Below are 26,993 nucleotides of genomic sequence, written 5' to 3'. Positions count from 1 at the left end.
GATAAGGGGTTCGGCCTTTTATCACCTTTTTTAAGGTATAAATACATATTTTAGGAGGATGAAAAACATGGCAATCACTGCACAAATGGTAAAAGAACTTCGTGAAAAAACTGGCGCAGGTATGATGGACTGCAAAAAAGCTTTAACAGAAACTAACGGCGACATGGAGAAAGCAATTGACTTCTTACGTGAAAAAGGTATTGCGAAAGCTGCTAAAAAAGCAGACCGCATCGCTGCTGAAGGTTTAACTTTCATCGAAACAAACGGTAACGAAGGTTTAATCTTAGAATTAAACTCTGAAACTGATTTCGTTGCGAAAAACGAAGGTTTCCAAGCATTAATTAAAGAACTAGCTGCTCACTTATTAGCTAACAAACCTGCTAACGTTGAAGAAGCTATGGCTCAAACAATTGAAGGCGGCAAAACAGTAGAAGAGCACATCAATGAAGCAATCGCTAAAATTGGTGAAAAACTTACACTTCGTCGTTTCGAAATCGTATCAAAAACTGATGCAGATGCATTCGGCGCTTACCTACACATGGGTGGACGTATTGGTGTATTAACAGTTCTTGAAGGTTCTACTGATGAAGCAGCTGCTAAAGATGTAGCAATGCACATTGCAGCAGTTAACCCTAAATACATCGACCGCGATGCTGTAACAGCTGAAGAAGTTGAGCATGAGCGTCAAGTATTAACACAACAAGCTTTAAACGAAGGAAAGCCTGAAAAAATCGTTGCGAAAATGGTAGAAGGTCGTCTTGGCAAATTCTTCGAAGAGATTTGCTTACTTGACCAAACATTCGTTAAGAATCCTGACATGAAAGTTCGTCAATTCGTTGAGTCTAAAGGCGGAACATTAAAAGGATTCGTTCGCTACGCTGTTGGTGAAGGTATCGAAAAACGCGAAGACAACTTTGCTGAAGAAGTAATGAACCAAGTAAAAGGTAACAACTAATACAGATTAGGGAACACATTGTGTTCCCTTTTTTAAAATAAAGATGTAAGCAATTGGAGGTTCATTATGAGTAAACCGAAATATAATCGTGTCGTTTTAAAGCTGAGCGGAGAAGCTTTAGCTGGCGAGCAAGGATTTGGAATTAACCCAGCTGTTATTAAATCAGTTGCGGAACAAGTGAAAGAAATTGCAGAACTTGATGTAGAGGTTGCTGTTGTTGTTGGTGGCGGTAACATTTGGCGTGGGAAAATTGGAAGCGAGATGGGTATGGATCGTGCAGGAGCAGATTACATGGGCATGTTGGCAACAGTTATGAATTCATTAGCTCTTCAAGATAGCTTAGAGAATATTGGAATTCAAACTCGCGTACAAACTTCAATTGAGATGCGTCAAGTGGCAGAGCCTTACATTCGTCGTAAAGCAATTCGTCACTTAGAGAAAAAACGTGTTGTTATCTTTGCTGCAGGTACTGGTAACCCATACTTCTCTACAGATACAACAGCAGCATTACGTGCAGCTGAAATCGAAGCGGACGTTATTTTAATGGCGAAAAATAATGTGGATGGCGTATATAGTGCAGATCCATCTATTGACCCAACAGCTACGAAATACGAAACACTTACTTACTTAGATGTATTAAAAGCAGGTTTAGGTGTAATGGATTCTACAGCTTCTTCTTTATGTATGGATAATGATATTCCATTAATTGTATTCTCGGTTATGGAAAAAGGTAATATTAAACGTGCCGTTTTAGGCGAAAATATTGGAACAGTTGTAAGGGGGAAATAAATTATGGGACAACAAGTATTGAAGTCTTCAAATGAAAAAATGGAAAAAGCAGTTGCTGCTTATTCTCGTGAATTAGCAACAGTTCGCGCTGGTCGCGCAAGCTCTTCTGTATTGGATAAGGTACAAGTTGATTACTATGGTGCACCAACACCAGTTGTGCAATTAGCGAACATTACAGTTCCAGAAGCACGTTTGCTTGTAATTCAACCTTATGATAAAACTTCTATCGGTGATATTGAAAAAGCAATTTTAAAAGCAGATTTAGGCTTAAACCCTTCTAATGATGGAACTGTAATTCGTATTGCATTCCCTGCATTAACAGAAGAGCGTCGTCGTGATCTTGTAAAAGTTGTGAAAAAATATGCTGAGGAAGCAAAAGTTGCTGTTCGTAACGTACGTCGTGACAGTAATGATGACCTTAAGAAGCTTGAAAAAGCTGGCGACATTACAGAAGATGATTTAAGAGGATATACTGAAGATATCCAAAAAGAAACAGATAAATATATTGCAAAAGTTGACGAAATCGCAAAAAACAAAGAAAAAGAAATTATGGAAGTGTAATAGCGATAATTTCGCAAATATGACCCTCTTCTTAAGGGGGTCTTTTTACACTTTTAGGCATACGTCTGCTTGTTGGAGGGTATGAATGATGTTTAAAAAGTTTCCTTTTTTTAAAAGTAAAAAGGTCACATCGTTTGATCATCTCATTGAAAAAGTAAAAAAAGGATATATCCCAGAACACATTGCTATTATTATGGATGGTAATGGAAGATGGGCAAAGAGAAGAGCGATGCCTCGCATTGCTGGCCATCATGAAGGTATGCAAGTTGTGAAAAAAATCACAAAATTTGCAAGTAAGCTTGATGTGAAAGTATTAACTCTTTATGCTTTTTCGACTGAGAACTGGAAAAGACCGAAAAAAGAAGTTGATTATTTGATGAAGCTTCCAGAAGAATTTTTAGGTGCATTTTTACCAGAGTTGATTGAAGAAAACGTACAAGTCCGAGTAATAGGGCAAAAAGATCGTCTTCCTACGCATACGCGCAGAGCGATGGAAAAAGCCATGGAAGATACGAAAGAGAATACGGGATTAATTCTTAATTTCGCGTTAAACTATGGAAGTCGAGATGAAATCGTTTCTGCTGTGCAACATATGATGAAAGATAGTGAAGAAGGAAAAATTCGTTCGGAAGAAATAAGTGAAGAAATGATTTCTTCTTACTTAATGACGAGTTCTTTACCTGATCCAGAGTTGTTAATCCGTACAAGCGGAGAGCTACGTATTAGTAATTTCATGTTATGGCAAATTGCTTATTCGGAATTTTGGTTTACAGATGTGTATTGGCCAGATTTTACCGAGGAACATTTGCTAAATGCGATTACAGACTTTCAGCATAGAGGGCGCAGATTCGGAGGCGTGTAGAAAGAGAGGGTTTGGTAGTGAAACAGAGAATTATTACTGGAGTGATTGCTGCCGCGCTATTCATTCCCATCGTAATTTACGGTGGCGTGCCTTTTACAGTTTTAGTGTATGCACTTGCTTCTATAGGTTTATATGAATTAATTCGTATGAACAAGCTTACGCTTATTTCGGTACCAACAGTTTTAGCTGCAGTATTATTGTGGGTTATTTTAATTCCAAGTAGTGCATCAGAGCTGTTTACATGGATTGGATTAGGTAAATTAGAAATCACAGTTGTGATTGTTTTATTACTTTTATCATATACAGTCCTTTCTAAGAATACATTTACTTTTGACCATGCTTCATTTTTACTTATGGCAACGACATATGTTGGAATGGGATTCTTATATTTAAATGAAACGAGAATATTGGGAATCAAATATGTGTTCTGTGCACTATTTGTCATTTGGGCAACTGATTCAGGTGCATATTTCATAGGAAAAGCATTTGGGAAAAGAAAATTGTGGCCAGAGATTAGTCCGAATAAAACGATTGAAGGTTCATTAGGCGGTATTGTTTGTGGAATTGTTGTTGCACTTGTTTACAACATGTTCTTCCCAGTTGAATCTAATGTAGGGATTTTAATTGTGTTGACGATTATCATTTCTATTTTTGGACAAATTGGTGATTTAGTGCAATCTGCATTTAAACGCCATTATGGTGTAAAGGATTCAGGTACAATTTTACCTGGGCATGGTGGTATATTAGATCGAACAGATAGTTGGTTATTTGTGTTACCAATTCTATACTTCTTATTACAATATAATTAATAAATGAACGAGGGGTTGGAGTCATGAAAAACATTAGTTTATTAGGTGCGAGCGGATCAATCGGTACACAAACATTAGATGTGTTACGCTCGCACCCAGACCAATTCCGTCTCGTTGCTTTTTCTGTAGGGAAAAATGTTGACTACGCAGTAAAGGTAATTCAAGAATTTTCTCCGCAACTTGTCTCTGTGCAAAGAGAGGAAGATGTTTTAAAATTACAAGCTGTTTCTGGTAATACAAAAGTCGTATATGGTAGCGAAGGTTTATTAGAAGTAGCGTTACACCCAGATACAGAAATTGTAGTGAATGCTGTTGTAGGTAGCGTAGGCTTGTTACCGACACTCCGCGCAATTGAGGCGAAAAAAACAATTGGAATTGCAAACAAAGAAACTTTAGTAACTGCAGGGCATCTTGTAATGGAAGCAGCACGAAAACATAATGTATCGTTACTTCCAGTAGACAGTGAACATTCAGCTATTTTTCAATGCTTGAATGGTGAAAATGAAAAAAGAATCTCTCGATTAATTATAACTGCTTCAGGCGGAAGTTTTCGTGATAAAATGAGAGATGAATTGCATCATGTGACCGTAGAAGATGCGCTTCGTCATCCAAACTGGTCAATGGGTTCGAAAATTACAATTGATTCTGCTACAATGATGAATAAGGGGCTAGAAGTAATTGAAGCACACTGGCTTTTTGGTATCCCTTATGAGCAAATCGATGTTGTTCTACATAAAGAAAGTATTATTCATTCTATGGTTGAATTTGAAGATCGTAGTGTAATGGCACAGCTTGGCTCACCTGATATGCGAGTACCGATTCAATACGCGCTTACATACCCTGATAGATTACCTCTTTCAGACACAAAACAGTTAAATTTATGGGAAATGGGAACATTGCATTTTGAGAAAATGGATCAAGAACGTTTCCGTTGTCTACGTTTTGCGTATGAAGCTGGAAAGACAGGTGGAAGTATGCCGGCTGTAATGAACGCGGCAAATGAAGTAGCTGTTGAAGCTTTTTTACAAAAGAGAATTAGTTTCTTAACAGTGGAAGACCTCATTGAAAAAGCAATGCACCATCACACTGTCATTGCACGTCCGAGCTTAGAGGAAATTCAGGAAATTGACGCAGCCACAAGACGGTTTGTGATGGAACAAATTTAGCAAAGGTGGTTATGGAATTGAATACAGCGATTGCCTTTATATTAATTTTCGGTGCACTCGTATTTTTCCATGAGCTAGGGCATCTATATTTCGCAAAAAGAGCAGGTATTTTGTGCCGCGAGTTTGCGATTGGTTTTGGTCCGAAAATATTCTCATTTGAAAAGAATGAAACGGTGTATACGATTCGATTACTGCCCCTTGGTGGCTATGTAAGAATGGCTGGCGAGGATGCGGACACAGTTGAGTTAAAGCCTGGAAAAAAGGTTGGGCTTGTATTAAATGAAAAAGACGAAGTTGTGAAATTAGTTTTTGACGGACATGAAAAATATCCAAATGTTCGTGTCATTGAAGTCGAACAAGCTGATTTAGAGCATAATCTTACAATTTCGGGCTATGAAGAGTACGAGGAAGAGCTGCAAACATTCCGAGTGAATGAAAAAGCTCGTATCATTTCTGCGGGAGAAGAAATTCAAATCGCTCCGTACAATAGACAATTTGGCTCTAAAAAATTGGGCCAACGTGCTCTAACAATCTTTGCAGGTCCTGCAATGAACTTTATTCTAGCATTTGTTATTTTTGTGATTCTTGGGTTTGTACAAGGAGTTCCCGTTGACAAACCGATGGTCGGAAAAGTAATGGAGAATAGTGCTGCAGAACAAGCTGGATTAAAAGAAAACGATACAATTCAAGCAATCAATGGGAAAAACACTAGTACATGGAAAGATGTTGTAACGATTGTACGTGAAAACCCAAATAAAGAAATTACGTTACATGTAAAGCGTGATAGTGAGCAATTTAATGTGAAAGTAACACCAACGCTTGATAAAGAAGGAAAAGACGAAGTTGGTAGAATTGGTGTTTATTCTCCTGTAGAGAAAACAGTGATGGGTTCTATTAAATCAGGATTTGAACAAACATACGAATGGACGAAACTAATTTTTGATTCTCTTGTGAAATTAGTAACGGGTCAATTTTCTATTAATGAGTTGTCAGGTCCAGTAGGAATTTATAATCTAACAGATCAAGTTGTAGATTATGGATTTACGCGTGTACTAAGTTTAGCGGCAGTTTTAAGTATTAACCTTGGTTTATTTAATTTATTACCAGTCCCAGCTTTAGACGGTGGACGTTTGTTCTTCTTCTTAATTGAAGCGTTACGAGGAAAACCAATTGATCGTCAAAAAGAAGGAATGGTTCACTTTATTGGGTTTGCATTATTAATGTTGCTTATGTTAGTTGTAACATGGAATGACATCCGTAAGTTTTTCTTGTAAAATAAGAAGAGGTATATAATGAAATAGAGCTCGTAGAATAAAATCCCTCACCTAACTCGAGGTGAGGGATTTTATTGCGTGTAAGAGTAAAATGAAGAGGTGCGAATAAATGAAACAAAGTATGGTATTCAGTCCTACATTACGTGAAGTTCCAGCAGATGCTGAAATTAAGAGTCATCAATTATTACTTCGCGCAGGGTTTATGCGTCAAAATGCTTCTGGTATTTATAGTTTTCTACCATTTGGTTTAAAAGTGTTACACAAAGTAGAACGTATTGTTCGTGAAGAAATGGAGCGCGCAGGGGCAGTAGAACTATTAATGCCAGCTATGCAAGCTTCTGAATTATGGCAAGAATCAGGCCGTTGGTATTCTTACGGATCAGAATTAATGCGTATGAAAGATCGTAATGCTCGCGAGTTTGCGCTAGGGGCAACTCATGAGGAAGTAATTACAGACCTTGTACGTGATGAAATTAAATCATACAAAAAACTACCATTAACATTATATCAAATTCAAACAAAATTCCGTGATGAGCAAAGACCACGTTTCGGTTTATTACGCGGAAGAGAATTTTTAATGAAAGATGCGTATTCTTTCCATGCAACACAAGAAAGTTTGGATGAAGTATATAGCGGTTTATACAAAGCGTATTCTAATATCTTTGCTCGTTGTGGTTTGAATTTCCGTGCAGTTATCGCTGATTCTGGAGCAATGGGCGGAAAAGATACACACGAATTTATGGTGTTATCTGATGTAGGTGAAGATACAATTGCGTATTCTGATACATCTGATTATGCGGCAAATATTGAAATGGCTCCTGTTGTTGCTACGTATACGAAGAGTGATGAAGCCGAAAAAGCACTTGAAAAAGTAGTAACTCCAGATCAAAAAGCTATTGAAGAAGTATCTGCATTCTTAAATATTGCAGCGGAAAAATGCATTAAATCTATGGTGTTTAAAGTAGATGAGAAATTAGTAGTAGTACTTGTTCGTGGCGATCATGAAGTCAATGATGTAAAAGTGAAGAATGTATACGGAGCTTCAGTCGTTGAGCTTGCTTCCCATGAAGAAATAAAAGAGTTATTAAACTGTGAAGTTGGTTCTTTAGGACCGATTGGTGTTACAGGGGATATCGAAATTATCGCTGATCATGCTGTAGCATCAATTGTCAACGGATGTTCAGGAGCGAACGAAGAAGGATTCCATTATGTAAATGTAAATCCAGAACGTGACTTTAAAGTAAGTCAATATACAGATTTACGCTTCATCCAAGAAGGAGACCAATCTCCGGATGGAAATGGAACAATTCTTTTCGCACGTGGAATTGAAGTTGGTCATGTATTCAAATTAGGTACTCGTTATAGTGAAGCAATGAACGCAACGTTCCTAGATGAAAACGGAAAAACAAAACCACTTATTATGGGTTGTTACGGTATCGGTGTATCTCGTACAGTGGCAGCAATTGCAGAGCAGTTTAATGATGAGAATGGCTTAGTTTGGCCAAAAGCTGTTGCACCGTTCCATGTGCATGTAATTCCAGTAAATATGAAATCTGATGCACAACGTGAAATGGGTGAAAAGATCTACAACTCATTACAAGAGCAAGGATACGAAGTATTACTAGATGATCGTGCAGAACGTGCAGGTGTTAAATTTGCAGATGCAGATTTATTCGGCCTTCCAGTTCGTGTTACAGTTGGTAAAAAAGCAGATGAAGGTATTGTAGAAGTGAAAGTACGTGCTACAGGCGAGTCTGAAGAAGTGAAAGTAGAAGAACTTCAAACATATATTGCTAATATTTTAAAATAAGAAGAGGTACCTCGTAATGAGGTACCTTCTCTTTCTTTGTAAACGTATTTTGTAAAAGAAGAAGGAAGAAATCTTTCTTTGTATTACGTTTCAATTTATAATAGCAAATGGAAGGAGAGTGCTTATGTCATTAACAAATGAACAACAAGAGCGATTTCAAATTTTGCTCCAACAGTTGCAAATACCAGAAGACCTTATAAATCAATATTTACATGGCGGTGGTATTGAAAAGCTAGTTATTGATAAAGCGAATAAAAGTTGGCATTTTGACTTACAAGTGCCACGTATTTTGCCGACAGAATTATATGAGTTGCTAGAAACAAAGCTTAAGCAATCATTTTCTCATATTGCAAGAACAACATTTGCATTACGGGCAGAGAATAAACAATTTACAGAAGAAGAAGTGAGGGCATATTGGCCGCTTTGTACAGAACGAATTACATTTTCACCTATGTTCGCGTACTTAAAGAAGCAACTTCCGCAGGTCAATGGCGTGAAGTTGCTATTAAATGTGAATAATGAGCTGGAATCTACTGCTTTAAAGAAAAACGTTGCGAAACCAGTAGGTGATCAATACGAAGCTTTTGGATTCCCACGTTTTCAGTTAGACACACATATAAAGCAAAATGCAGAAGAAATGCAAAAGTTTCGTGAGCAAACACAGGAAGAAGATCGACAAAGAGTTATACAGGCTATGGAAGAGATGGCTAAAAAGCAAGCTGAAGAAAGTGATGTTGTTCATGAAGGACCAGTTGTGCTTGGTTATCTTATTAAGCCAGATGAAGAGATTACGCCGCTGCGTGAAATTCAAGATGAAGAAAGAAGAAAAACCGTTCAAGGGTATGTTTTCCATGTAGAGACGAAAGAACTTCGTAGTGGACGTACGTTATTAACTTTAAAGATAACTGACTATACGAATTCTATTATGATTAAGATGTTCTCACGTGATAAAGAAGATATCCCGATGTTACAATCCTTGAAAAAAGGAACTTGGGTAAAAGCGCGTGGTTCAGTTCAAAATGATACATTCGTGCGTGATTTAGTTATGATCGCAAATGATATAAATGAAATAACGGGACCTTCTCGTAAAGATAAAGCAAAAGAAGGGGAAAAAAGAGTAGAACTTCATCTTCATACTCCAATGAGTCAAATGGATGCTGTTACTTCTGTTTCTAAGCTCGTTGCCCAAGCAGGAAAATGGGGGCATGAGGCTATTGCAGTTACAGACCATGCTGTTGCACAGTCATTCCCAGAAGCATATTCTGCTGGTAAAAAGGCTGGAGTTAAAGTTCTATATGGTGTAGAAGCAAATTTAGTTAATGATGGTGTACCAATAGCGTATAACGAAGCACATCGTCTACTTGCAGAAGAAACATATGTTGTCTTTGACGTTGAGACAACAGGGCTATCTGCTGTATATGATACAGTCATTGAGTTAGCTGCTGTAAAGATAAAAGGTGGCGAAATTATTGATCGCTTTGAATCTTTCGCAAATCCTCATCAACCATTATCGGCAACGATTATTGAACTAACAGGTATTACAGATGATATGTTAACTGATGCACCAGAAGTGGACGAAGTGTTTAAAAAGTTTGAGGAATGGATGGGTGACCATACGCTTGTTGCTCATAACGCAAGCTTCGATATGGGCTTTATTAACGTAGGTTTTAAAAAGGCTGGGATAGAAAAAACGAAAAATCCAGTTATTGATACGTTAGAACTTGCACGGTTCTTATTCCCAGAAATGAAAAATCATCGATTAAATACGATGTGTAAAAAGCTTGATATTGAATTAACGCAACATCACCGTGCGATTTATGATACAGAAGCAACGGGATATTTACTTGTGAAGATGTTAAAAGATGTGATCGAAAAGGGATTTGAATATCACGATCAACTAAACGATAGTATGGGACAAGGGGATGCATATAAACGTGGGCGTCCAAGTCATATGACATTACTTGCCACATCAGATGTTGGGTTGAAAAATTTATATAAACTTGTTTCATATTCTCACTTGAATTACTTTTATCGTGTACCACGCGTACCACGATCACTATTAAAAAAATATCGTGAAGGCATTATAGTAGGAACAGCTTGTGACAAAGGTGAAGTGTTTGAAGCTATGATGCAAAAAGCGCCTGAAGAAGTAGAAGAAATTGCGCAGTTCTACGATTATATTGAGGTCATGCCTCCAGAAGTGTTACGTCATTTAGTAGAACGTGAACTTGTTCGAGATGAAGGACAGTTAAAAACAATAATTTCTAACCTAGTAAAACTAGGTGAGACGTTAGATAAGCCAGTTGTTGCTACTGGGAATGTGCATTATTTAGATCCAGAGGACGCGATATATCGGAAAATTTTAGTCAGTTCGCAGGGCGGAGCTAATCCGTTAAATCGCCATTCATTACCGCCTGTACATTTCCGTACAACAAATGAAATGCTAGATTGTTTTTCATTCTTAGGTGAAGACAAAGCAAAAGAAATTGTTGTGACAAATACACACAAGATTGCATCATTAATTGGTGATGTTCATCCAGTAAAAGATGATTTATATACACCGAAAATTGAAGGTGCCGATGATGAAACACGTGATATGAGCTATGTAATGGCACGAAGTATCTATGGAGATGAACTACCGGAAATTGTAGAAGCTCGTTTGGAAAAAGAATTGAAAAGTATTATTGGACATGGATTCGCCGTTATTTATTTAATTTCACATAAGCTTGTGAAAAAATCGTTAGTAGACGGTTATTTAGTAGGTTCGCGTGGATCGGTAGGTTCATCATTTGTTGCAACGATGATGGAAATTACAGAAGTAAATCCATTACCACCACACTATGTATGTCCAAAGTGTAAACAATCAGAGTTCTTTAATGACGGTTCTGTAGGTTCTGGTTTTGATTTGCCAGATAAAGAATGCCCAACATGTAATGTTCCATACGTGAAGGATGGGCATGACATTCCTTTCGAAACGTTCCTTGGATTTAAAGGGGATAAGGTACCCGATATCGATTTGAATTTCTCCGGAGAATACCAACCCCGTGCCCATAACTATACGAAGATACTGTTCGGAGAAGATTATGTATACCGCGCAGGAACAATTGGTACGGTTGCGGAAAAAACCGCTTATGGATATGTGAAAGGTTATGCTAATGATCATAACTTAACAATTCGAAATGCAGAGATTGATCGCTTAGTTGCGGGATGTACAGGTGTAAAGCGTACGACCGGACAGCATCCAGGTGGTATTATCGTTGTTCCAGATTACATGGATATTTTTGACTTTTCACCAATTCAGTTTCCGGCTGATTCAATAGGTGCTGAGTGGAGAACAACGCACTTTGACTTCCACTCAATTCATGATAATTTATTGAAACTTGATATATTAGGACACGATGATCCGACTGTTATTCGTATGCTTCAAGATTTAAGTGGTATTGACCCGAAAACAATCCCAACGGATGATCCAGAAGTAATGAAAATTTTCTCTGGTCCAGAATCTTTAGGGGTAACGGAAGAACAGATTAACTGTAAAACAGGTACACTTGGTATACCAGAGTTTGGTACGAAATTCGTAAGACAAATGTTAGAAGAGACGAAACCAACGACGTTTTCAGAGCTTGTCCAAATTTCTGGACTGTCCCATGGTACAGATGTATGGTTAGGTAATGCGAATGAATTAATTTATAACGGTACGTGTACACTGAGTGAAGTTATCGGTTGTCGTGATGACATCATGGTATATTTAATTTATCAAGGCTTGGATCCATCATTAGCTTTCAAAATCATGGAGTCGGTGCGTAAAGGTAAAGGTGTACCAGAAGAATGGGAAGAGGAAATGAGAAATAACAATGTACCAGGTTGGTATATTGATTCATGTAAGAAGATTAAGTACATGTTCCCTAAAGCCCATGCGGCTGCTTACGTACTTATGGCTGTACGTATCGCATACTTTAAAGTACATTTCGCACTTTTATTTTATGCGGCATATTTTACAGTTCGTGCAGATGACTTTGATGTAGAGGCGATGGCGAAAGGTTCAGCATCCATACGTGTAAAAATTGATGAAATTGCACAAAAAGGATTGGATGCAGCACCGAAAGAGAAGAGTTTATTAACGGTACTAGAAATGACACTTGAAATGTGTGAGCGTGGTTATTCATTCCAAAAGGTTGATTTATACCGCTCGCATGCAACCGAATTTATAATTGATGGTGATACTTTAATTCCTCCATTTAATGCAGTGCCTGGTCTTGGTACAAACGCGGCTTTCAGTATTGTTGAAGCTCGTAAAAATGGTGATTTCTTATCAAAAGAAGACTTACAGCAGCGCAGTAAGGTTTCTAAAACGATTATTGAGTATTTAGATGGTCAAGGTTGTCTAGGAGATTTACCGGATCAAAACCAGTTATCACTGTTCTAATAGGTAGGAAAAATCTTTGCAAATCAACATTTGCTATGGTATACTATAAACCGAGATAACCATGTCATGTATATTTTGTGAAAAAGAGAGTGGGGAAACCCACTCTTTCGTGTTACTATCTACATTTTGCTTATGTAGATAGTAATGATATTTCTGTCGTATATACATATTTTGTTACAAGTTTTACTTCTTAAATTTGGTAATACTAAGACAGATATTCCCTGCTTAACGGCAGGGGCTTTTGTTAGCTAACGAGAAAGAATAAGATAGACCGTCTTTATGAACGGAATCTTTTCTTGTAAATGGTACATGGCGGCAGGAAGGAGGCTGTTTATGGATAAGAAAGTCACAGAAATTGTAGAAGCATTTGCGCAGCCAATCGTTGAAGAGTTAAATCTTGAACTTGTAGATGTAGAGTATGTGCAAGAAGGACAAGACTGGTTCTTACGCGTATTCATCGATTCTGAAAAGGGAGTCGAAATTGAAGAATGCGGTGCGGTAAGTGAACGTTTAAGCGAAGCTTTAGATAAAGAGGATCCAATTCCTCATCTTTACTTTTTGGATGTATCATCTCCTGGAGCGGAACGCCCATTAAAGAAAGAGAAAGACTTCCAGCAAGCGGTAGGAAAACAAGTGGCAATTAAAACATATAAGCCGATTGATGGTGAGAAGATGTTTGAAGGAAAGCTACTTTCCTACGACGGTACTACAATTACACTACTATTAACAATTAAAACACGTAAAAAAGAAATCCAAATTCCAATGGATAAAGTTGCAAATGCGCGACTTGCTGTTACGTTTTAGTAAGAAGGGGGATCTTCATGAGCACTGAGTTGTTAGATGCTTTGCTCGTATTAGAGTCAGAAAAAGGTATTAGCAAAGATATTATTATTGATGCGATTGAAGCAGCATTAATCTCTGCTTATAAACGCAATTTTAACCAAGCACAAAACGTTCGTGTGAGCTTTAACCCAGAAGTGGGAACAATTCAAGTTTTAGCACGTAAGGACGTTGTGGATAATGTATTTGATCCACGTCTTGAAATCTCTGTAGAAGAGGCAAGACAAATTAATCCAAACTACCAAGATGGCGACGTACTAGAAATTGAAGTAACGCCAAAAGATTTTGGTCGTATTGCAGCGCAAACTGCAAAACAAGTTGTAACACAACGAGTTCGTGAGGCGGAACGTGGTGTTATTTATTCAGAATTTAGTGATCGTGAAGAAGACATTATGGTTGGTATTGTACAGCGCCAAGATGCTCGTTTCATCTATGTAAGCTTAGGTAAAGTAGAAGCTTTATTACCTGTAAGTGAGCAAATGCCAAATGAGCAATATAAACCACATGATCGTATTCGCGTATTTATTACAAAAGTAGAAAAGACAACAAAAGGACCACAAATTTACGTATCACGTACACATCCTGGTCTTTTAAAACGTTTATTCGAAATGGAAGTTCCAGAAATTTATGATGGAACTGTAGAAATTCGCTCTGTAGCACGTGAAGCAGGCGATCGTTCTAAAATTTCTGTATATGCAGAGAATATCGATGTTGATCCAGTAGGTTCTTGTGTAGGACCGAAAGGACAACGTGTACAACGCGTCGTAGATGAACTAAAAGGTGAAAAGATTGACATCGTTCGCTGGTCGAATGACCCAGTTGAATATGTTGCAAATGCTCTAAGTCCATCACAGGTTGTTAAAGTACTTGTAGATGAAGAAGAGAAAGCAACAACTGTTGTTGTTCCAGACCACCAGCTTTCATTAGCGATTGGTAAGCGTGGACAAAATGCGCGTCTTGCAGCTAAATTAACAGGCTGGAAAATTGATATTAAAAGTGAGTCTGATGCGAAACAACTTGGTATTGTGACAGAAGAAGATAGCGTAATCGCATTCGGATTCGATTCAGTTGAAGACGAAATCGAATAGAGGTGATGAGTATGAGCAATCGAAAAGTTCCGTTAAGAAAATGTATTGCGACGCAAGAGATGAAGTCAAAACGAGAGCTCGTTCGCATTGTTCGTTCCAAAGAGGGCGAAGTGTCTATTGATTTATCAGGAAAAAAATCAGGACGAGGTGCATATTTATCAAAAGATAAAGAAAGCATTATTCAAGCCCAAAAGAAAAATATTTTGGAACATCATCTAAAAGCGAAAATCGACAGTTCTCTGTACGATGAGCTTCTTGAGCTTGTTGAGAAGGAGTCGAAATAAGTGTCTGATTGGAAATCGTTTTTAGGACTAGCAAACCGCGCTCGAAAAATTATTTCGGGTGAAGAACTCGTTTTAAAAGAAGTACGAAGTGGCAAAGCAAAGCTAGTATTGCTTTCTGAAGATGCGTCAGCGAACACTACAAAACGTATCATTGATAAAACCACGTACTATAACATACCAATGAGAAAAGTCGAAAATCGACAACAATTAGGGCATGCGATTGGGAGAGACGAGCGAGTCGTTGTAGCTGTGTTAGATGAAGGCTTTGCGAAAAAGCTACGTAGCATGCTCGATACAAATTACCGGGGGTGAAGGTATGAGTAAAATTCGAGTACATGAATATGCAAAAAAAAATAATATCTCAAGTAAAGATCTTATGACAAAACTAAAAGAGATGAATATCGAGGTTTCGAATCATATGACAATGTTAGAAGATGAAGTAGTAAACAAATTAGATAATCAATATAACACTGGAGCAGAAAAACCTTCTGTTGCAGATGAGTTTGAAGTAGAAGATAAAGTTGTTCGCAGTAAAAAGAACAGCAATAATAAGAAGAAGAAAAAAGGCAAAGGAAATGAAGACAAACGTCAAGATAACTTTGCTGGAAGACAACAAACGCAAATAGTAGAAACACCAGATAAAATCACTTTCTCTGGAAGCCTTACAGTAGGTGACCTTGCTAAAAAGTTAAGCAAAGAGCCATCTGAAATTATTAAAAAGCTCTTCATGCTAGGAATTATGGCAACAATTAACCAAGACTTAGATAAGGACACAATTGAGTTAATTGCTACTGATTACGGTATTGAAGTAGAAGAAGAAGTAGTTGTAAGTGAAACTGAATTTGAAACATTCATCGATGAGCAAGATGATGAAGAAAACTTAAAAGAACGCCCAGCTGTTGTTACAATTATGGGACACGTTGACCATGGTAAAACAACATTGCTTGACTCTATCCGTAATTCAAAAGTAACTGCTGGCGAAGCTGGTGGAATTACTCAGCATATCGGTGCATACCAAGTTGATGTAAATGATAAAAAAATTACGTTCTTAGATACACCAGGTCACGCGGCATTTACAACAATGCGTGCTCGTGGTGCACAAGTAACTGATATTACAATTCTTGTTGTTGCAGCTGATGACGGTGTTATGCCACAAACAGTTGAAGCGATTAGCCATGCGAAAGCAGCTGGAGTACCAATTATTGTTGCTGTGAATAAAATGGATAAACCAGCGGCAAATCCTGATCGTGTAATGCAAGAATTAACAGAATATGAATTAGTTCCAGAAGCTTGGGGCGGAGACACAATTTTCGTACCAATTTCTGCAATTCAAGGCGAGGGAATTGACAACTTACTAGAAATGATTCTTCTTGTGAGTGAAGTAGAAGAATATAAAGCAAATCCAAATCGCTATGCAGCTGGTACTGTAATTGAAGCACAGCTTGATAAAGGTAAAGGAACTATCGCGACATTACTTGTTCAAAACGGTACACTTCGAGTTGGAGATCCAATTGTTGTTGGAACATCATTCGGTCGTGTTCGTGCAATGGTAAGTGATATTGGTCGTCGTGTAAAAGTTGCTGGTCCATCAACTCCTGTTGAAATTACAGGTTTAAATGAAGTGCCACAAGCGGGAGATCGTTTCATGGCATTCGCTGATGAGAAGAAAGCTCGTCAAATCGGTGAATCACGTGCACAAGAAGCGTTAGTTGCACAACGTGGTGAGAAATCTAAATTCAGCCTGGAAGATTTATTCCAACAAATCCAAGAAGGCGATGTAAAAGAAATTAACTTAATTGTGAAAGCAGACGTACAAGGTTCTGTAGAAGCAATGGCAGCATCACTTCGTAAAATTGATGTTGAAGGCGTAAAAGTGAAAATTATCCACACTGGCGTAGGTGCGATTACAGAATCTGATGTTATTTTAGCTTCTGCATCTAATGCAATTATAATTGGATTTAACGTACGCCCTGATGTGAATGCGAAGCGTACAGCTGAATTAGAGAAAGTTGATGTTCGTTTACACCGTATTATCTATAAAGTAATCGAAGAAATTGAATCAGCAATGCAAGGTATGCTGGATCCAGAATTCGAAGAAAAAGTAATCGGTCAAGCGGAAGTTCGTCAAACATTCAAAGTAACAAAAGTTGGAACAATCGCAGGTTGTTACGTAATAGACGGTAAAATTACACGTGATAGTGGCGTTCGTATTATCCGTGATGGCGTAGTAATTTTCGAAGGACAACTTGATACGTTAAAACGTTTCAAAGACGATGTAAAAGAAGTTGCGCAAAACTATGAGTGTGGTATTACAATTGAGAGATATAATGATCTTAAAGAAGGGGACATCATTGAAGCATACGTTATGGAAGAAGTGAAGCGATGATTATCGCTTCACTCTCATTCGAGTGTATGATTTACGATGTGCATTCTTTAAAAGAGAAACGAGCAATTTTGCAACGTGTGTTAACTCGTGTGAAACAGCGCTATAATGTAGCTGTTTCTGAAGTTGGGCATCAAGATGTATGGCAACGTACAGAAATTGCAATTGTTTCCGTATCCTCAAATCGTGTTGTCTGTGAAAAAGAAATGAATCGTGTACTTGAGTATATCGATTCATTTCCTGAAATTGAACGTACGATAACACATTTGGAATGGTATTGAATGAGGTGAAGAGTTATGAAATTACGTGCGAACCGTGTGGGCGAGCAAATGAAAAAAGAATTAGGCGACATTATCAGTCGTAAAATTAAAGACCCACGTATTGGATTTGTTACAGTAACAGATGTACAAGTAAGTGGAGATTTACAAATTGCTAAAGTATATATTTCTGTTTTAGGTGACGAAGAACAGAAAGAAAATACATTAAAAGGTTTAGCGAAGGCAAAAGGCTTTATTCGTTCAGAAATTGGCCAACGTATTCGTCTTCGTAAAACACCGGAAATTTCCTTTGAGTTTGATGAGTCTATCGGATATGGTCATCGAATTGATACACTTTTACATGAAATTAATAAAGACGGTAAACGTGAAGAATAATGGATAGACATTTGTCTATCCATTTTTTCAATGTAAAATAAGTTTTGCATAATTGCAATTACTACAAAAGAATAACGATGAGGTGAATATATGGAAGGTGTAGTATTATTACATAAGCCAAAGGGAATGACATCACATGATTGTGTGTTCAAATTAAGAAAGATATTGCGTGAGAAACGAATTGGCCATACAGGGACACTGGATCCAGATGTAACAGGAGTATTACCTATTTGCGTAGGGCGTGCAACGAAAATTGCGCAATTTTTAACAAGTGAAACAAAAACATACGAAGGTGAAGTGACATTAGGGTTTTCAACAACAACAGAAGATGCTTCTGGTGAAGTTGTGGAGAAACAAGATGTAAATCGTGTCATTACACGTAAAGAAGTAGAAGAGGTATTAGCGGAACTAACAGGGACAATTGAACAAATGCCACCGATGTTCTCAGCTGTAAAAGTTAACGGGAAAAAACTATACGAATATGCAAGGGCAGGACAAGAAGTTGAACGTCCAGTTCGTACAATTACAATCCATGAATTTGTATTACTTGATGAACGTGAAGTTTTTGAAGGGGAAAACATTTCATTTCGTTTCCGTGTAACGTGTAGTAAAGGAACATATGTAAGAACGCTAGCAGTAATGATTGGTGAAAAACTTGGATTTCCATCACATATGTCTCATCTTGTAAGAACAGCATCTGGTGAATTTTTATTAGAAGATTGCATATCATTTGAAGAAATTGAAGAAAACGTGCAAAATGGAACAGTAGAGTCTATTTTCATTTCAATTGATGAGGCGCTAAGTAAGTTTCCAAAAATGGTTGTAGATGAAAAGCAAGCTGAAAAAATAAAGAACGGTATGTTCTTAAGAAATGAATTAGAAACAACAGCACCATTTATTACAGTATTTGATAAAAACGATCGTTGCTTAGCAATTTATGAGCATCACCCAAAACACCCTGGCATGTTAAAGCCAATGAAAGTACTTGTGAATAATCAAGAACTAAAGCTATAATGAATTATTGGAAGGATTATTACAGAAAAAGGTGAATTCAAGCGTGAAACTTATTCATTTAACTCATCCACATGAACAAAATAAAATAGAATTACCACCTACTGTAATGGCATTAGGATATTTTGATGGCATTCATTTAGGACATCAACGTGTAATTCGAACAGCGAAAAAAATAGCGGATGAAAGAGGATGTAAAAGTGCTGTCATGACGTTCCATCCACACCCATCTGTTGTATTGGGAAAAAAAGAAGCGCATGTGGAGTATATTACACCGATGCGCCTTAAAGAAGAAATCATCGCAAGTTTAGGAATTGAGATCTTATATGTGGTGAAATTCGATGAGCCATTTGCTGGATTATTGCCACAACAGTTTGTCGATGAGTATATTATTGGTTTAAATGTAAAGCATGTAGTAGCAGGCTTTGATTATTCATATGGACGTTTAGGAAAAGGGAAGATGGAGACTTTACCATTTCATGCAAGAGGGGAGTTTACACAGACCGTGATCGAAAAAGTTGAATACCAAGAAGAAAAAGTAAGTTCTACTTCATTACGAAAGTTAATTCGAAACGGTGAAATGGAACAAATTCCATCTATTTTAGGGAGAGCTTACACGGTAGAAGGAACAGTTGTACACGGTGATAAGCGTGGACGTCAAATTGGTTTTCCAACGGCAAATGTAGGTTTAAGTGATGAATATTTGTTGCCACCTGTAGGTGTATATGCGGTAAGGTTGAAGGTTCATGATGAATGGCATGATGGTGTATGTAATATCGGATATAAACCAACTTTCAAAGAGAATGAGCGTCAATTATCTATTGAAGTGCATCTATTTGAATTTAATAAAGACATATACGATCAAAGTGTTACAGTGGAGTGGCACATGCGTATAAGAGAAGAAAAAAAGTTTAATGGAATTGACGAGCTAGTTGCGCAAATCGCTCAAGATAAAAAGATTGCCCAAGAATATTTTGCGAGCGTAAAGAATATACTTGCTTTTTCAAATGAAAAGTAGTATTCTATGTTATGTACTTTATGACAACCATTACTTGGCATTGCGACTCACCGATGCTTGCTAGGTAACTGGGGGTTTAATTATTAGGAGGTGAAATAGGATGGCTTTAACACAAGAGCGTAAAAATGAAATCATTGCACAATTTAGAACTCATGAGACTGATACTGGTTCTCCAGAGGTTCAAATTGCTGTCCTAACGGAGCAAATTAACACTCTAAACGAGCACTTACGTACTCACAAGAAGGATCATCATTCACGTCGTGGTCTATTAAAGATGGTTGGTAAACGTCGTAACTTACTTACTTACCTTCGTAATAGCGATATCACACGTTACCGTGAATTAATCACAAAGCTTGGCTTACGTCGATAGTCAAAGAAGCGGGAATATTCCCGCTTTTTTGTTAGGTAAAAATATATCTTCCACTCTTTATAGCTTACTTAATTTTCGGCAATACTAGAGGAAAGAATATTGTGATATACTATCCATTTACATAGAAGAATTGAATATTTTAAATTGAGAGGGGTACTTAAATGAGTCAGGAAAAGCAAGTCTTCTCGATAGATTTAGCTGGTCGTCAGCTAACAATTGAAACAAGTCAGCTTGCAAAACAAGCAAACGGAGCAGTATTAGTAAGATATGGCGACACAGCAGTTCTATCTACAGCAACTGCATCAAAAGAGCCAAAAAATGTAGATTTCTTCCCGCTTACAGTAAACTATGAAGAGCGTTTATATGCAGTTGGAAAAATCCCAGGCGGTTTTATTAAGCGCGAAGGCCGTCCAAGTGAAAAAGCAATTTTAGCAAGTCGTTTAATTGACCGTCCAATCCGTCCACTTTTCGCAGATGGTTTCCGTAATGAAGTACAAGTTGTCAGCATCGTAATGAGTGTTGATCAAGACTGTTCTTCTGAGATGGCAGCTATGCTGGGTTCTTCATTAGCATTATCTATTTCAGATATTCCATTTGAAGGTCCAATCGCAGGTGCGACAGTTGGTCGTATTAATGGCGAGTTCGTTATTAATCCAACAGTAGAACAGCAAGAACAAAGTGATATTCACCTTGTTGTAGCTGGTACGAAAGATGCAATTAACATGGTTGAAGCAGGAGCAGATCAAGTGCCTGAAGAAACAATGTTAGAGGCGATTATGTTTGGTCATGACGAAATTAAACGTCTAATTGCATTCCAAGAAGAGATTGTACAAGCTGTCGGTAAAGAGAAAACAGCAGTGAAACTTTATGAAGTAGATGCTGATCTTAATCAAGCTGTACGTGAGATGGCTGAGAAGGATATGCATTCTGCAATTCAAGTGCACGAAAAACATGCACGTGAAGATGCAATTAATGTAGTGAAAAAGCGTGTAATTGAGCATTACGAAGCTCAGGAAGTTGACGCTGATACATTAGGACAAGTAAGTGAAATTTTATATAAAATTGTAAAAGAAGAAGTACGTCGTCTTATTACAGTTGAAAAAATCCGCCCAGATGGTCGTAAAGGTGACGAAATTCGTCCTTTAGCATCAGAGGTTGGTATTTTATCTCGTACACATGGTTCTGGTTTATTCACACGTGGACAAACACAAGCGTTAAGTATTTGTACATTAGGCGCATTAGGCGATGTGCAAATTTTAGATGGTCTTGGTGTAGAAGAATCAAAACGCTTCATGCATCATTATAATTTCCCATCATTTAGTGTTGGTGAAACAAGACCGATGCGTGGACCAGGTCGTCGTGAAATTGGTCACGGTGCACTAGGAGAACGTGCTCTTGAGCCTGTACTTCCATCTGAAAAAGATTTCCCATATACAGTACGTCTTGTATCTGAAGTGTTAGAATCAAATGGTTCTACTTCACAAGCAAGTATTTGTGGTAGTACTTTAGCGATGATGGATGCTGGTGTTCCACTTAAAGCTCCAGTTGCAGGTATTGCAATGGGTCTAGTTAAATCTGGTGAGCATTACACAATTTTATCTGATATTCAAGGTATGGAAGATCATTTAGGTGATATGGACTTTAAAGTAGCAGGTACTGCAAAAGGTGTAACTGCACTGCAAATGGACATTAAAATCGATGGTCTATCTCGTGAAATTTTAGAAGAGGCATTACAACAAGCGAAAATTGGTCGTGTGCACATTCTAAATCATATGTTATCTGTTATTGCTGAACCTCGCATTGAGTTATCTGCGTATGCTCCGAAGATTATTACAATGACAATTAACCCAGATAAAATTCGTGATGTTATTGGACCAAGTGGTAAACAGATTAATAAAATCATTGAAGAAACTGGCGTTAAAATTGACATCGAGCAAGATGGTACAGTATTCATTTCATCAATTAATCAAGAGATGAATGAAAAAGCGAAGAAAATTATCGAAGATATCGTTCGCGAAGTACAAGTAGGAGAAATCTACTTAGGAAAAGTTAAACGTGTTGAAAAATTCGGTGCGTTCGTTGAATTATTTAGCGGTAAAGATGGACTTGTTCACATTTCTGAACTAGCACTTGAGCGCGTAGGTAAAGTAGAAGACGTTGTGAAAATCGGTGATGAGATTTCAGTTAAAGTTATCGAGATTGACAAACAAGGTCGTGTAAACTTATCTAGAAAAGTATTGCTAAAAGAAGAGCAAGAAAAAGAAGCTGCTAAAGAAGAAGCAGCTAAAGAAGAAAACGCACAAGAGCAACAATAAGTGAAAGCCAGTTTAGCTGGCTTTTTTTGTTATGTAAAAAATGTGATTCATTTAGATTTTTATGTGAGTATAGGTATAGTTTTCATTATAACGCTCAAATTAACAAAGATAAGAAGAAAATGGTTTCTTTTTTATAGTTAATGGGAGGGTTTATATGAAAGCTCGTATATTAGCGTACATTTTTATATTTTCTTTATATGTGGGTTTTGGCTCTTATTCCGTTTTTGCGCAGGATAACTTGCATGAAGAGATTCAAAAGCATGTAAAACAGTACGAGGTTATGCCGCAAAATGCGATGATTGATAAGATTTGGAAGGCGACGCCTGGGTATAATGGAAGACAAGTGGATATAGAAGCGTCCTACAATAATATGAAGAAAATCAAGAAGTTTGATCAAAAACAACTTGAATTTAAGGAAGTATCACCGAGTGTACACTTAGAAGATTTACCACCAGCTCCCATTTATCGAGGACATCCAAATAAAAAAATGGTGGGATTAACAATTAATGTGGCCTGGGGTAATGAGTATTTGCCACGTATATTAGAGATATTGAAAAAACATGATGTCAAGGCGACTTTCTTTTTAGAAGGACGCTGGGTGAAAGAAAACTTACGATTTGCCAAAATGATTGTCGATGCAAATCAAGAAGTAGGAAATCATTCTTACACACACCCTAATATGAAAACGCTATCTACAGATGAAATACGAGATCAATTACAAAAAACGAATCGAATGATAGAAGCAGCTACAAATCAGAAAGTGAGATGGTTTGCTCCGCCAAGCGGAAGTTTTCGGGATGAGGTAGTAAAAATAGCGGATGATTTCCAAATGGGGACGATTATGTGGACCGTAGATACAATTGATTGGAAGCGGCCAGAACCGGGTGTGCTATTGCAGAGAGTAATGCGGAAAATACATCCAGGTGCTATTGTGCTAATGCATCCTACTTCATCTACAACAGAAGCGCTAGATACTATGATTAAAAATTTAAAGGAACAAGGATATAAAGTGGGGAATATTACAGAATTACTAGATGAAAAACGAGTGGATTAAATACATTTGCATGACATTCATCTCTAAACTTGTTATCATTAAATAATAGCAATTATTTAGAGAAACTGGCATTAGGAGGAAAGTTTTTGATTAAAAAATATACGTGTAAAAATGGTGTAAGAATTGTTATGGAGAATATACCAACTGTACGCTCGGTTGCGATTGGTATATGGATCCACGCAGGTTCAAGAAATGAAAATGAAAAAAATAATGGAGTTTCACACTTTTTGGAACATATGTTCTTTAAAGGGACAGAAACGCGAAGTGCAAGAGAGATTGCAGAATCATTTGATAGCATTGGTGGGCAAGTAAATGCTTTTACTTCAAAAGAATATACATGTTACTATGCGAAAGTGCTAGATGAGCATGCTAAATACGCGTTAGATGTTTTAGCAGATATGTTCTTTAATTCAACATTTGATGAGGAAGAACTGAAAAAAGAGAAGAATGTTGTATGTGAAGAAATAAAAATGTACGAAGATGCGCCAGATGATATTGTGCATGATATGTTAACGAAAGCAACATATGAAACGCATCCGCTTGGATATCCTATTTTAGGAACAGAAGAAACGCTTGAAACATTTACAGGTGATACGTTACGTCAATATATGAAAGATCATTACACACCTGAAAATGTTGTTGTATCAATTGCAGGGAATATTGATGAAGCATTTTTACAAACTGTAGAGCAATATTTCGGTAGTTACGAAGGAACAACAAATCGTGAACAAGTACATAGCCCAATTTTCCATTTCAATAAAGTAGCACGTAAGAAGGAAACAGAACAAGCTCATTTATGTTTAGGATATAAAGGCTTGCAAATGGGACACGAAGATATTTATAACTTAATTGTATTAAATAATGTTTTAGGTGGTAGTATGAGTAGCCGTTTATTCCAAGAAGTACGTGAGCAACGTGGATTGGCGTACTCAGTATTCTCTTATCACTCTTCTTATGAAGATACAGGAATGTTAACACTTTACGGTGGAACAGGTAGTAAACAATTAGATACATTGTATGAAACAATGCAAGAAACGTTAAATACGTTGAAAAATACAGGTATTACAGAAAAAGAGCTTGTTAACAGTAAAGAACAATTAAAAGGAAACTTAATGTTAAGTTTAGAAAGTACGAATAGTCGTATGAGCCGTAATGGTAAAAACGAATTGCTTCTTCGTAAACATCGTTCCCTTGATGAGATTATTGAAAGTGTAAACACTGTAACAAAGCAAAATGTAGACGAGTTAATTCGCAATATGTTTACCGATGAATTCTCTGCGGCGCTTATTAGTCCAGATGGGAAACTGCCAAAAGGAATCAAACTTTAATCGATTTTGTAATTCATTCGCTTTCGGAAATAACCGTATCTCTTTTATATGAGATACGGTTATTTTTTTTATATATGCAGAATAGGTACTTATTATAGGATAACCTTCATGAAAAGTAGGATAGGGGGAGATTTAATGCGTTTAAGTGAATTAAGTGGTAAAGAGATTGTGGATTTAGAAAGAGCAGAAAAAATGGGAGTTTTAGGTCATGCAGATTTAGAAATTGATGAGAGAGATGGACAAATACAAGCGCTTATTATACCTGCTGGGAAATGGGGAGGTTTCAAAAGAGAACAGCAAGAAGTGAGAGTAGAATGGAGCACAATTAAGAAGGTAGGAAATGATATGATTCTTTGTGATTTTACGAACCATTCAAAATCGTAGTGAAAGATGACCATTTTGGTTGTCTTTTTTTATCTTTATATAAAGTGAAGGCTTTTACGAGCAGCCTGACTGCCTCCTAACTTCTTTGTTTCAGCCGAATTTTGAGGTCCTCGCAAATAGCGGGATAAAGAAGATAAATTACGTGTGCTTTTTGTTTTTCAATCACCTCAAACTCGTACATTACATATGATGTGGAGGAAAAAGAAAAAGTAGGCATTTTTCTTATAAATGAAAGAAAAAGAAGGTGAATTAGGGAATGTTGACTGAGATGCATATTGCTGTCATAGGAGGAGATGCACGGCAGCTAGAAGTAATTCGCAAGCTAGTCGAACTGGACGCGAAACTTTCATTAATAGGTTTTGAACAGTTAGACCATGGCTTCACAGGGGCAGCAAAAGAAAGTATACAAGATTTAAATTTCACTTCTTTAGATGCAATTATTTTGCCGGTTGCAGGGACGAATGCCAAAGGAGAAGTAGATACTATTTTTTCAAATGAAAAAGTTTCCATAACGAAAGAACAAATTGAAAAGACGCCAGAAAACTTTACTATATATTCAGGTATTGGTACACCTTACTTGGAAAATCTTGTATCTACTACAAATCGCAAACTTATTAAATTATTTGATCGTGATGATGTTGCAATCTATAACTCTATTCCGACTGTAGAAGGTACACTAATGATGGTTATTCAACATACTGATTACACAATTCATGGATCGAATGTAATGGTTTTAGGATTTGGTAGAACTGGTATGAGTGTTGCAAGAGCCTTTCAATCATTAGGAGCACATGTCAAAGTTGGAGCGAGACGTTCGGAACATATCGCTCGTATTACAGAAATGATGTTTTCTCCTTTTCATATGCAAGACATAGAGAAAGAAGTAGGCAATATCGATATTGTTATTAACACAATCCCGCATCTCGTTGTAACAGCAAGTGTAATTTCGCGGATGCCAGCTCACACGTTAGTTATTGACTTAGCTTCTAAGCCGGGTGGCACGGACTTTCGCTATGCGGAGAAGCGTGGAGTGAAGGCACTATTAGCACCTGGTCTTCCTGGGATTGTTGCGCCGAAAACAGCAGGACAAATATTAGCGAATGTTCTTTCTCAGTTATTAATAGCAGATGCAATCGCAAAGGAGGAGGATGAGAAATGAGTTTGAAGGGGAAACGAATTGGTTTCGGATTTACAGGCTCACATTGTACGTATGAAGAAGTTATGCCACATTTAGAGAAGTTAATTGCAGAAGGTGCAGAAGTACGTCCCGTTGTTTCTTATACTGTCCAATCAACAAATACTAGATTTGGTGAAGGGGAAGAATGGATTAAAAAGATCGAAGAAATAACAGGATTTAAAGCAATTAATTCAATTGTCGGAGCAGAACCACTCGGACCCAAAATCCCGCTAGATTGCATGGTAATTGCTCCTTTAACTGGAAATTCGATGAGTAAATTTGCGAATGCGATGACAGATTCTCCTGTATTAATGGCAGCAAAAGCGACGCTTAGAAATGGAAAGCCTGTCGTATTGGCTGTTTCAACGAATGATGCTTTAGGGTTAAATGGCGTCAACCTAATTACACCAACAAGGTGACGACAAAGCATAAACGC

Annotated in this window: 24 protein-coding genes and 1 pseudogene; all 25 read left to right on the top strand. The window is 37.4% G+C overall.

Annotation, left to right across the window (positions count from 1 at the left end):
* Positions 1-67: 67 nt before the first annotated feature.
* Complete coding sequence (gene tsf, locus KPL75_RS05685; protein WP_002088177.1) at positions 68-955, top strand: translation elongation factor Ts; 888 nt, start codon at positions 68-70, stop codon at positions 953-955.
* A 66-nt stretch (positions 956-1,021) separates the two neighbouring features.
* On the top strand, positions 1,022-1,744 hold the full coding sequence (pyrH, locus tag KPL75_RS05680) for a UMP kinase (protein ID WP_002111372.1): 723 nt from the start codon (positions 1,022-1,024) through the stop codon (positions 1,742-1,744).
* A gap of 3 nt (positions 1,745-1,747) precedes the next feature.
* The gene (gene frr, locus KPL75_RS05675; RefSeq protein ID WP_000531506.1) at positions 1,748-2,305 is read left to right on the top strand and encodes a ribosome recycling factor; all 558 of its coding nucleotides are present in this window, start codon (positions 1,748-1,750) and stop codon (positions 2,303-2,305) included.
* Between the two features lie 85 nt (positions 2,306-2,390).
* On the top strand, positions 2,391-3,167 hold the full coding sequence (gene uppS, locus KPL75_RS05670) for an undecaprenyl pyrophosphate synthase (RefSeq protein ID WP_002111371.1): 777 nt from the start codon (positions 2,391-2,393) through the stop codon (positions 3,165-3,167).
* A gap of 17 nt (positions 3,168-3,184) precedes the next feature.
* Entirely contained in the window at positions 3,185-3,976 is a 792-nt protein-coding gene (gene cdsA / locus KPL75_RS05665) for a phosphatidate cytidylyltransferase (protein ID WP_219919725.1), read from the top strand.
* A 23-nt stretch (positions 3,977-3,999) separates the two neighbouring features.
* Positions 4,000-5,142, top strand: coding sequence for a 1-deoxy-D-xylulose-5-phosphate reductoisomerase (dxr, locus tag KPL75_RS05660; protein ID WP_219919724.1), 1,143 nt, complete (start codon positions 4,000-4,002; stop codon positions 5,140-5,142).
* A gap of 17 nt (positions 5,143-5,159) precedes the next feature.
* Entirely contained in the window at positions 5,160-6,416 is a 1,257-nt protein-coding gene (rseP, locus tag KPL75_RS05655) for an RIP metalloprotease RseP (RefSeq protein ID WP_144505428.1), read from the top strand.
* Between the two features lie 109 nt (positions 6,417-6,525).
* On the top strand, positions 6,526-8,226 hold the full coding sequence (locus KPL75_RS05650) for a proline--tRNA ligase (RefSeq protein WP_219919723.1): 1,701 nt from the start codon (positions 6,526-6,528) through the stop codon (positions 8,224-8,226).
* 124 nt (positions 8,227-8,350) lie between these two features.
* Positions 8,351-12,652 (top strand): PolC-type DNA polymerase III, encoded by a 4,302-nt coding sequence (locus tag KPL75_RS05645; RefSeq protein ID WP_219919722.1) that lies wholly within the window; start codon positions 8,351-8,353, stop codon positions 12,650-12,652.
* A gap of 333 nt (positions 12,653-12,985) precedes the next feature.
* A complete protein-coding gene (gene rimP / locus KPL75_RS05640; RefSeq protein ID WP_002146103.1) occupies positions 12,986-13,456 on the top strand; it encodes a ribosome maturation factor RimP in 471 nt (156 codons plus the stop codon).
* A 17-nt stretch (positions 13,457-13,473) separates the two neighbouring features.
* Positions 13,474-14,580: a transcription termination factor NusA gene (gene nusA, locus KPL75_RS05635; protein WP_002173086.1), complete on the top strand. Its 1,107-nt coding sequence runs from the start codon at positions 13,474-13,476 to the stop codon at positions 14,578-14,580.
* Positions 14,581-14,591: 11 nt separating this feature from the next.
* Entirely contained in the window at positions 14,592-14,864 is a 273-nt protein-coding gene (rnpM, locus tag KPL75_RS05630; protein WP_219919721.1) for an RNase P modulator RnpM, read from the top strand.
* Positions 14,865-15,176, top strand: coding sequence for a YlxQ family RNA-binding protein (locus KPL75_RS05625; RefSeq protein WP_001286519.1), 312 nt, complete (start codon positions 14,865-14,867; stop codon positions 15,174-15,176).
* Between the two features lie 4 nt (positions 15,177-15,180).
* A complete protein-coding gene (infB, locus tag KPL75_RS05620) occupies positions 15,181-17,250 on the top strand; it encodes a translation initiation factor IF-2 (protein WP_219919720.1) in 2,070 nt (689 codons plus the stop codon).
* Positions 17,247-17,528, top strand: coding sequence for a DUF503 domain-containing protein (locus KPL75_RS05615; protein WP_002088157.1), 282 nt, complete (start codon positions 17,247-17,249; stop codon positions 17,526-17,528). Before infB ends, KPL75_RS05615 begins: the two co-directional genes overlap by 4 nt.
* A gap of 15 nt (positions 17,529-17,543) precedes the next feature.
* Positions 17,544-17,900, top strand: a complete 357-nt coding sequence (gene rbfA, locus KPL75_RS05610; protein WP_002173084.1) for a 30S ribosome-binding factor RbfA — start codon at positions 17,544-17,546, stop codon at positions 17,898-17,900.
* A gap of 90 nt (positions 17,901-17,990) precedes the next feature.
* Positions 17,991-18,914: a tRNA pseudouridine(55) synthase TruB gene (gene truB, locus KPL75_RS05605; RefSeq protein ID WP_219919719.1), complete on the top strand. Its 924-nt coding sequence runs from the start codon at positions 17,991-17,993 to the stop codon at positions 18,912-18,914.
* A gap of 43 nt (positions 18,915-18,957) precedes the next feature.
* Entirely contained in the window at positions 18,958-19,929 is a 972-nt protein-coding gene (gene ribF, locus KPL75_RS05600) for a bifunctional riboflavin kinase/FAD synthetase (protein WP_219919718.1), read from the top strand.
* A gap of 100 nt (positions 19,930-20,029) precedes the next feature.
* Entirely contained in the window at positions 20,030-20,299 is a 270-nt protein-coding gene (rpsO, locus tag KPL75_RS05595) for a 30S ribosomal protein S15 (protein WP_001229392.1), read from the top strand.
* Between the two features lie 161 nt (positions 20,300-20,460).
* Entirely contained in the window at positions 20,461-22,614 is a 2,154-nt protein-coding gene (gene pnp, locus KPL75_RS05590) for a polyribonucleotide nucleotidyltransferase (protein WP_219919717.1), read from the top strand.
* A gap of 154 nt (positions 22,615-22,768) precedes the next feature.
* The gene (locus tag KPL75_RS05585) at positions 22,769-23,668 is read left to right on the top strand and encodes a polysaccharide deacetylase family protein (protein ID WP_219919716.1); all 900 of its coding nucleotides are present in this window, start codon (positions 22,769-22,771) and stop codon (positions 23,666-23,668) included.
* 86 nt (positions 23,669-23,754) lie between these two features.
* A complete protein-coding gene (locus KPL75_RS05580) occupies positions 23,755-24,996 on the top strand; it encodes a M16 family metallopeptidase (RefSeq protein WP_016092224.1) in 1,242 nt (413 codons plus the stop codon).
* Positions 24,997-25,131: 135 nt separating this feature from the next.
* Positions 25,132-25,380 carry a YlmC/YmxH family sporulation protein gene (locus tag KPL75_RS05575; protein WP_219919715.1) on the top strand — a complete coding sequence of 83 codons (249 nt, stop codon included), beginning with the start codon at positions 25,132-25,134 and terminating at the stop codon, positions 25,378-25,380.
* A 256-nt stretch (positions 25,381-25,636) separates the two neighbouring features.
* Positions 25,637-26,539, top strand: a complete 903-nt coding sequence (gene dpaA, locus KPL75_RS05570) for a dipicolinic acid synthetase subunit A (RefSeq protein ID WP_219919714.1) — start codon at positions 25,637-25,639, stop codon at positions 26,537-26,539.
* A pseudogene (gene dpaB / locus KPL75_RS05565) lies at positions 26,536-26,961 on the top strand (dipicolinate synthase subunit B); the annotation flags it as partial. The gene dpaA and the pseudogene dpaB, both read left to right, overlap by 4 nt.
* Positions 26,962-26,993: the final 32 nt, after the last annotated feature.

The sequence above is a fragment of the Bacillus sp. NP247 genome, assembly GCF_018966865.1.
Classification (GTDB): Bacteria; Bacillota; Bacilli; order Bacillales; family Bacillaceae_G; genus Bacillus_A.
This window is presented reverse-complemented; position numbering and strand designations above follow the sequence as displayed.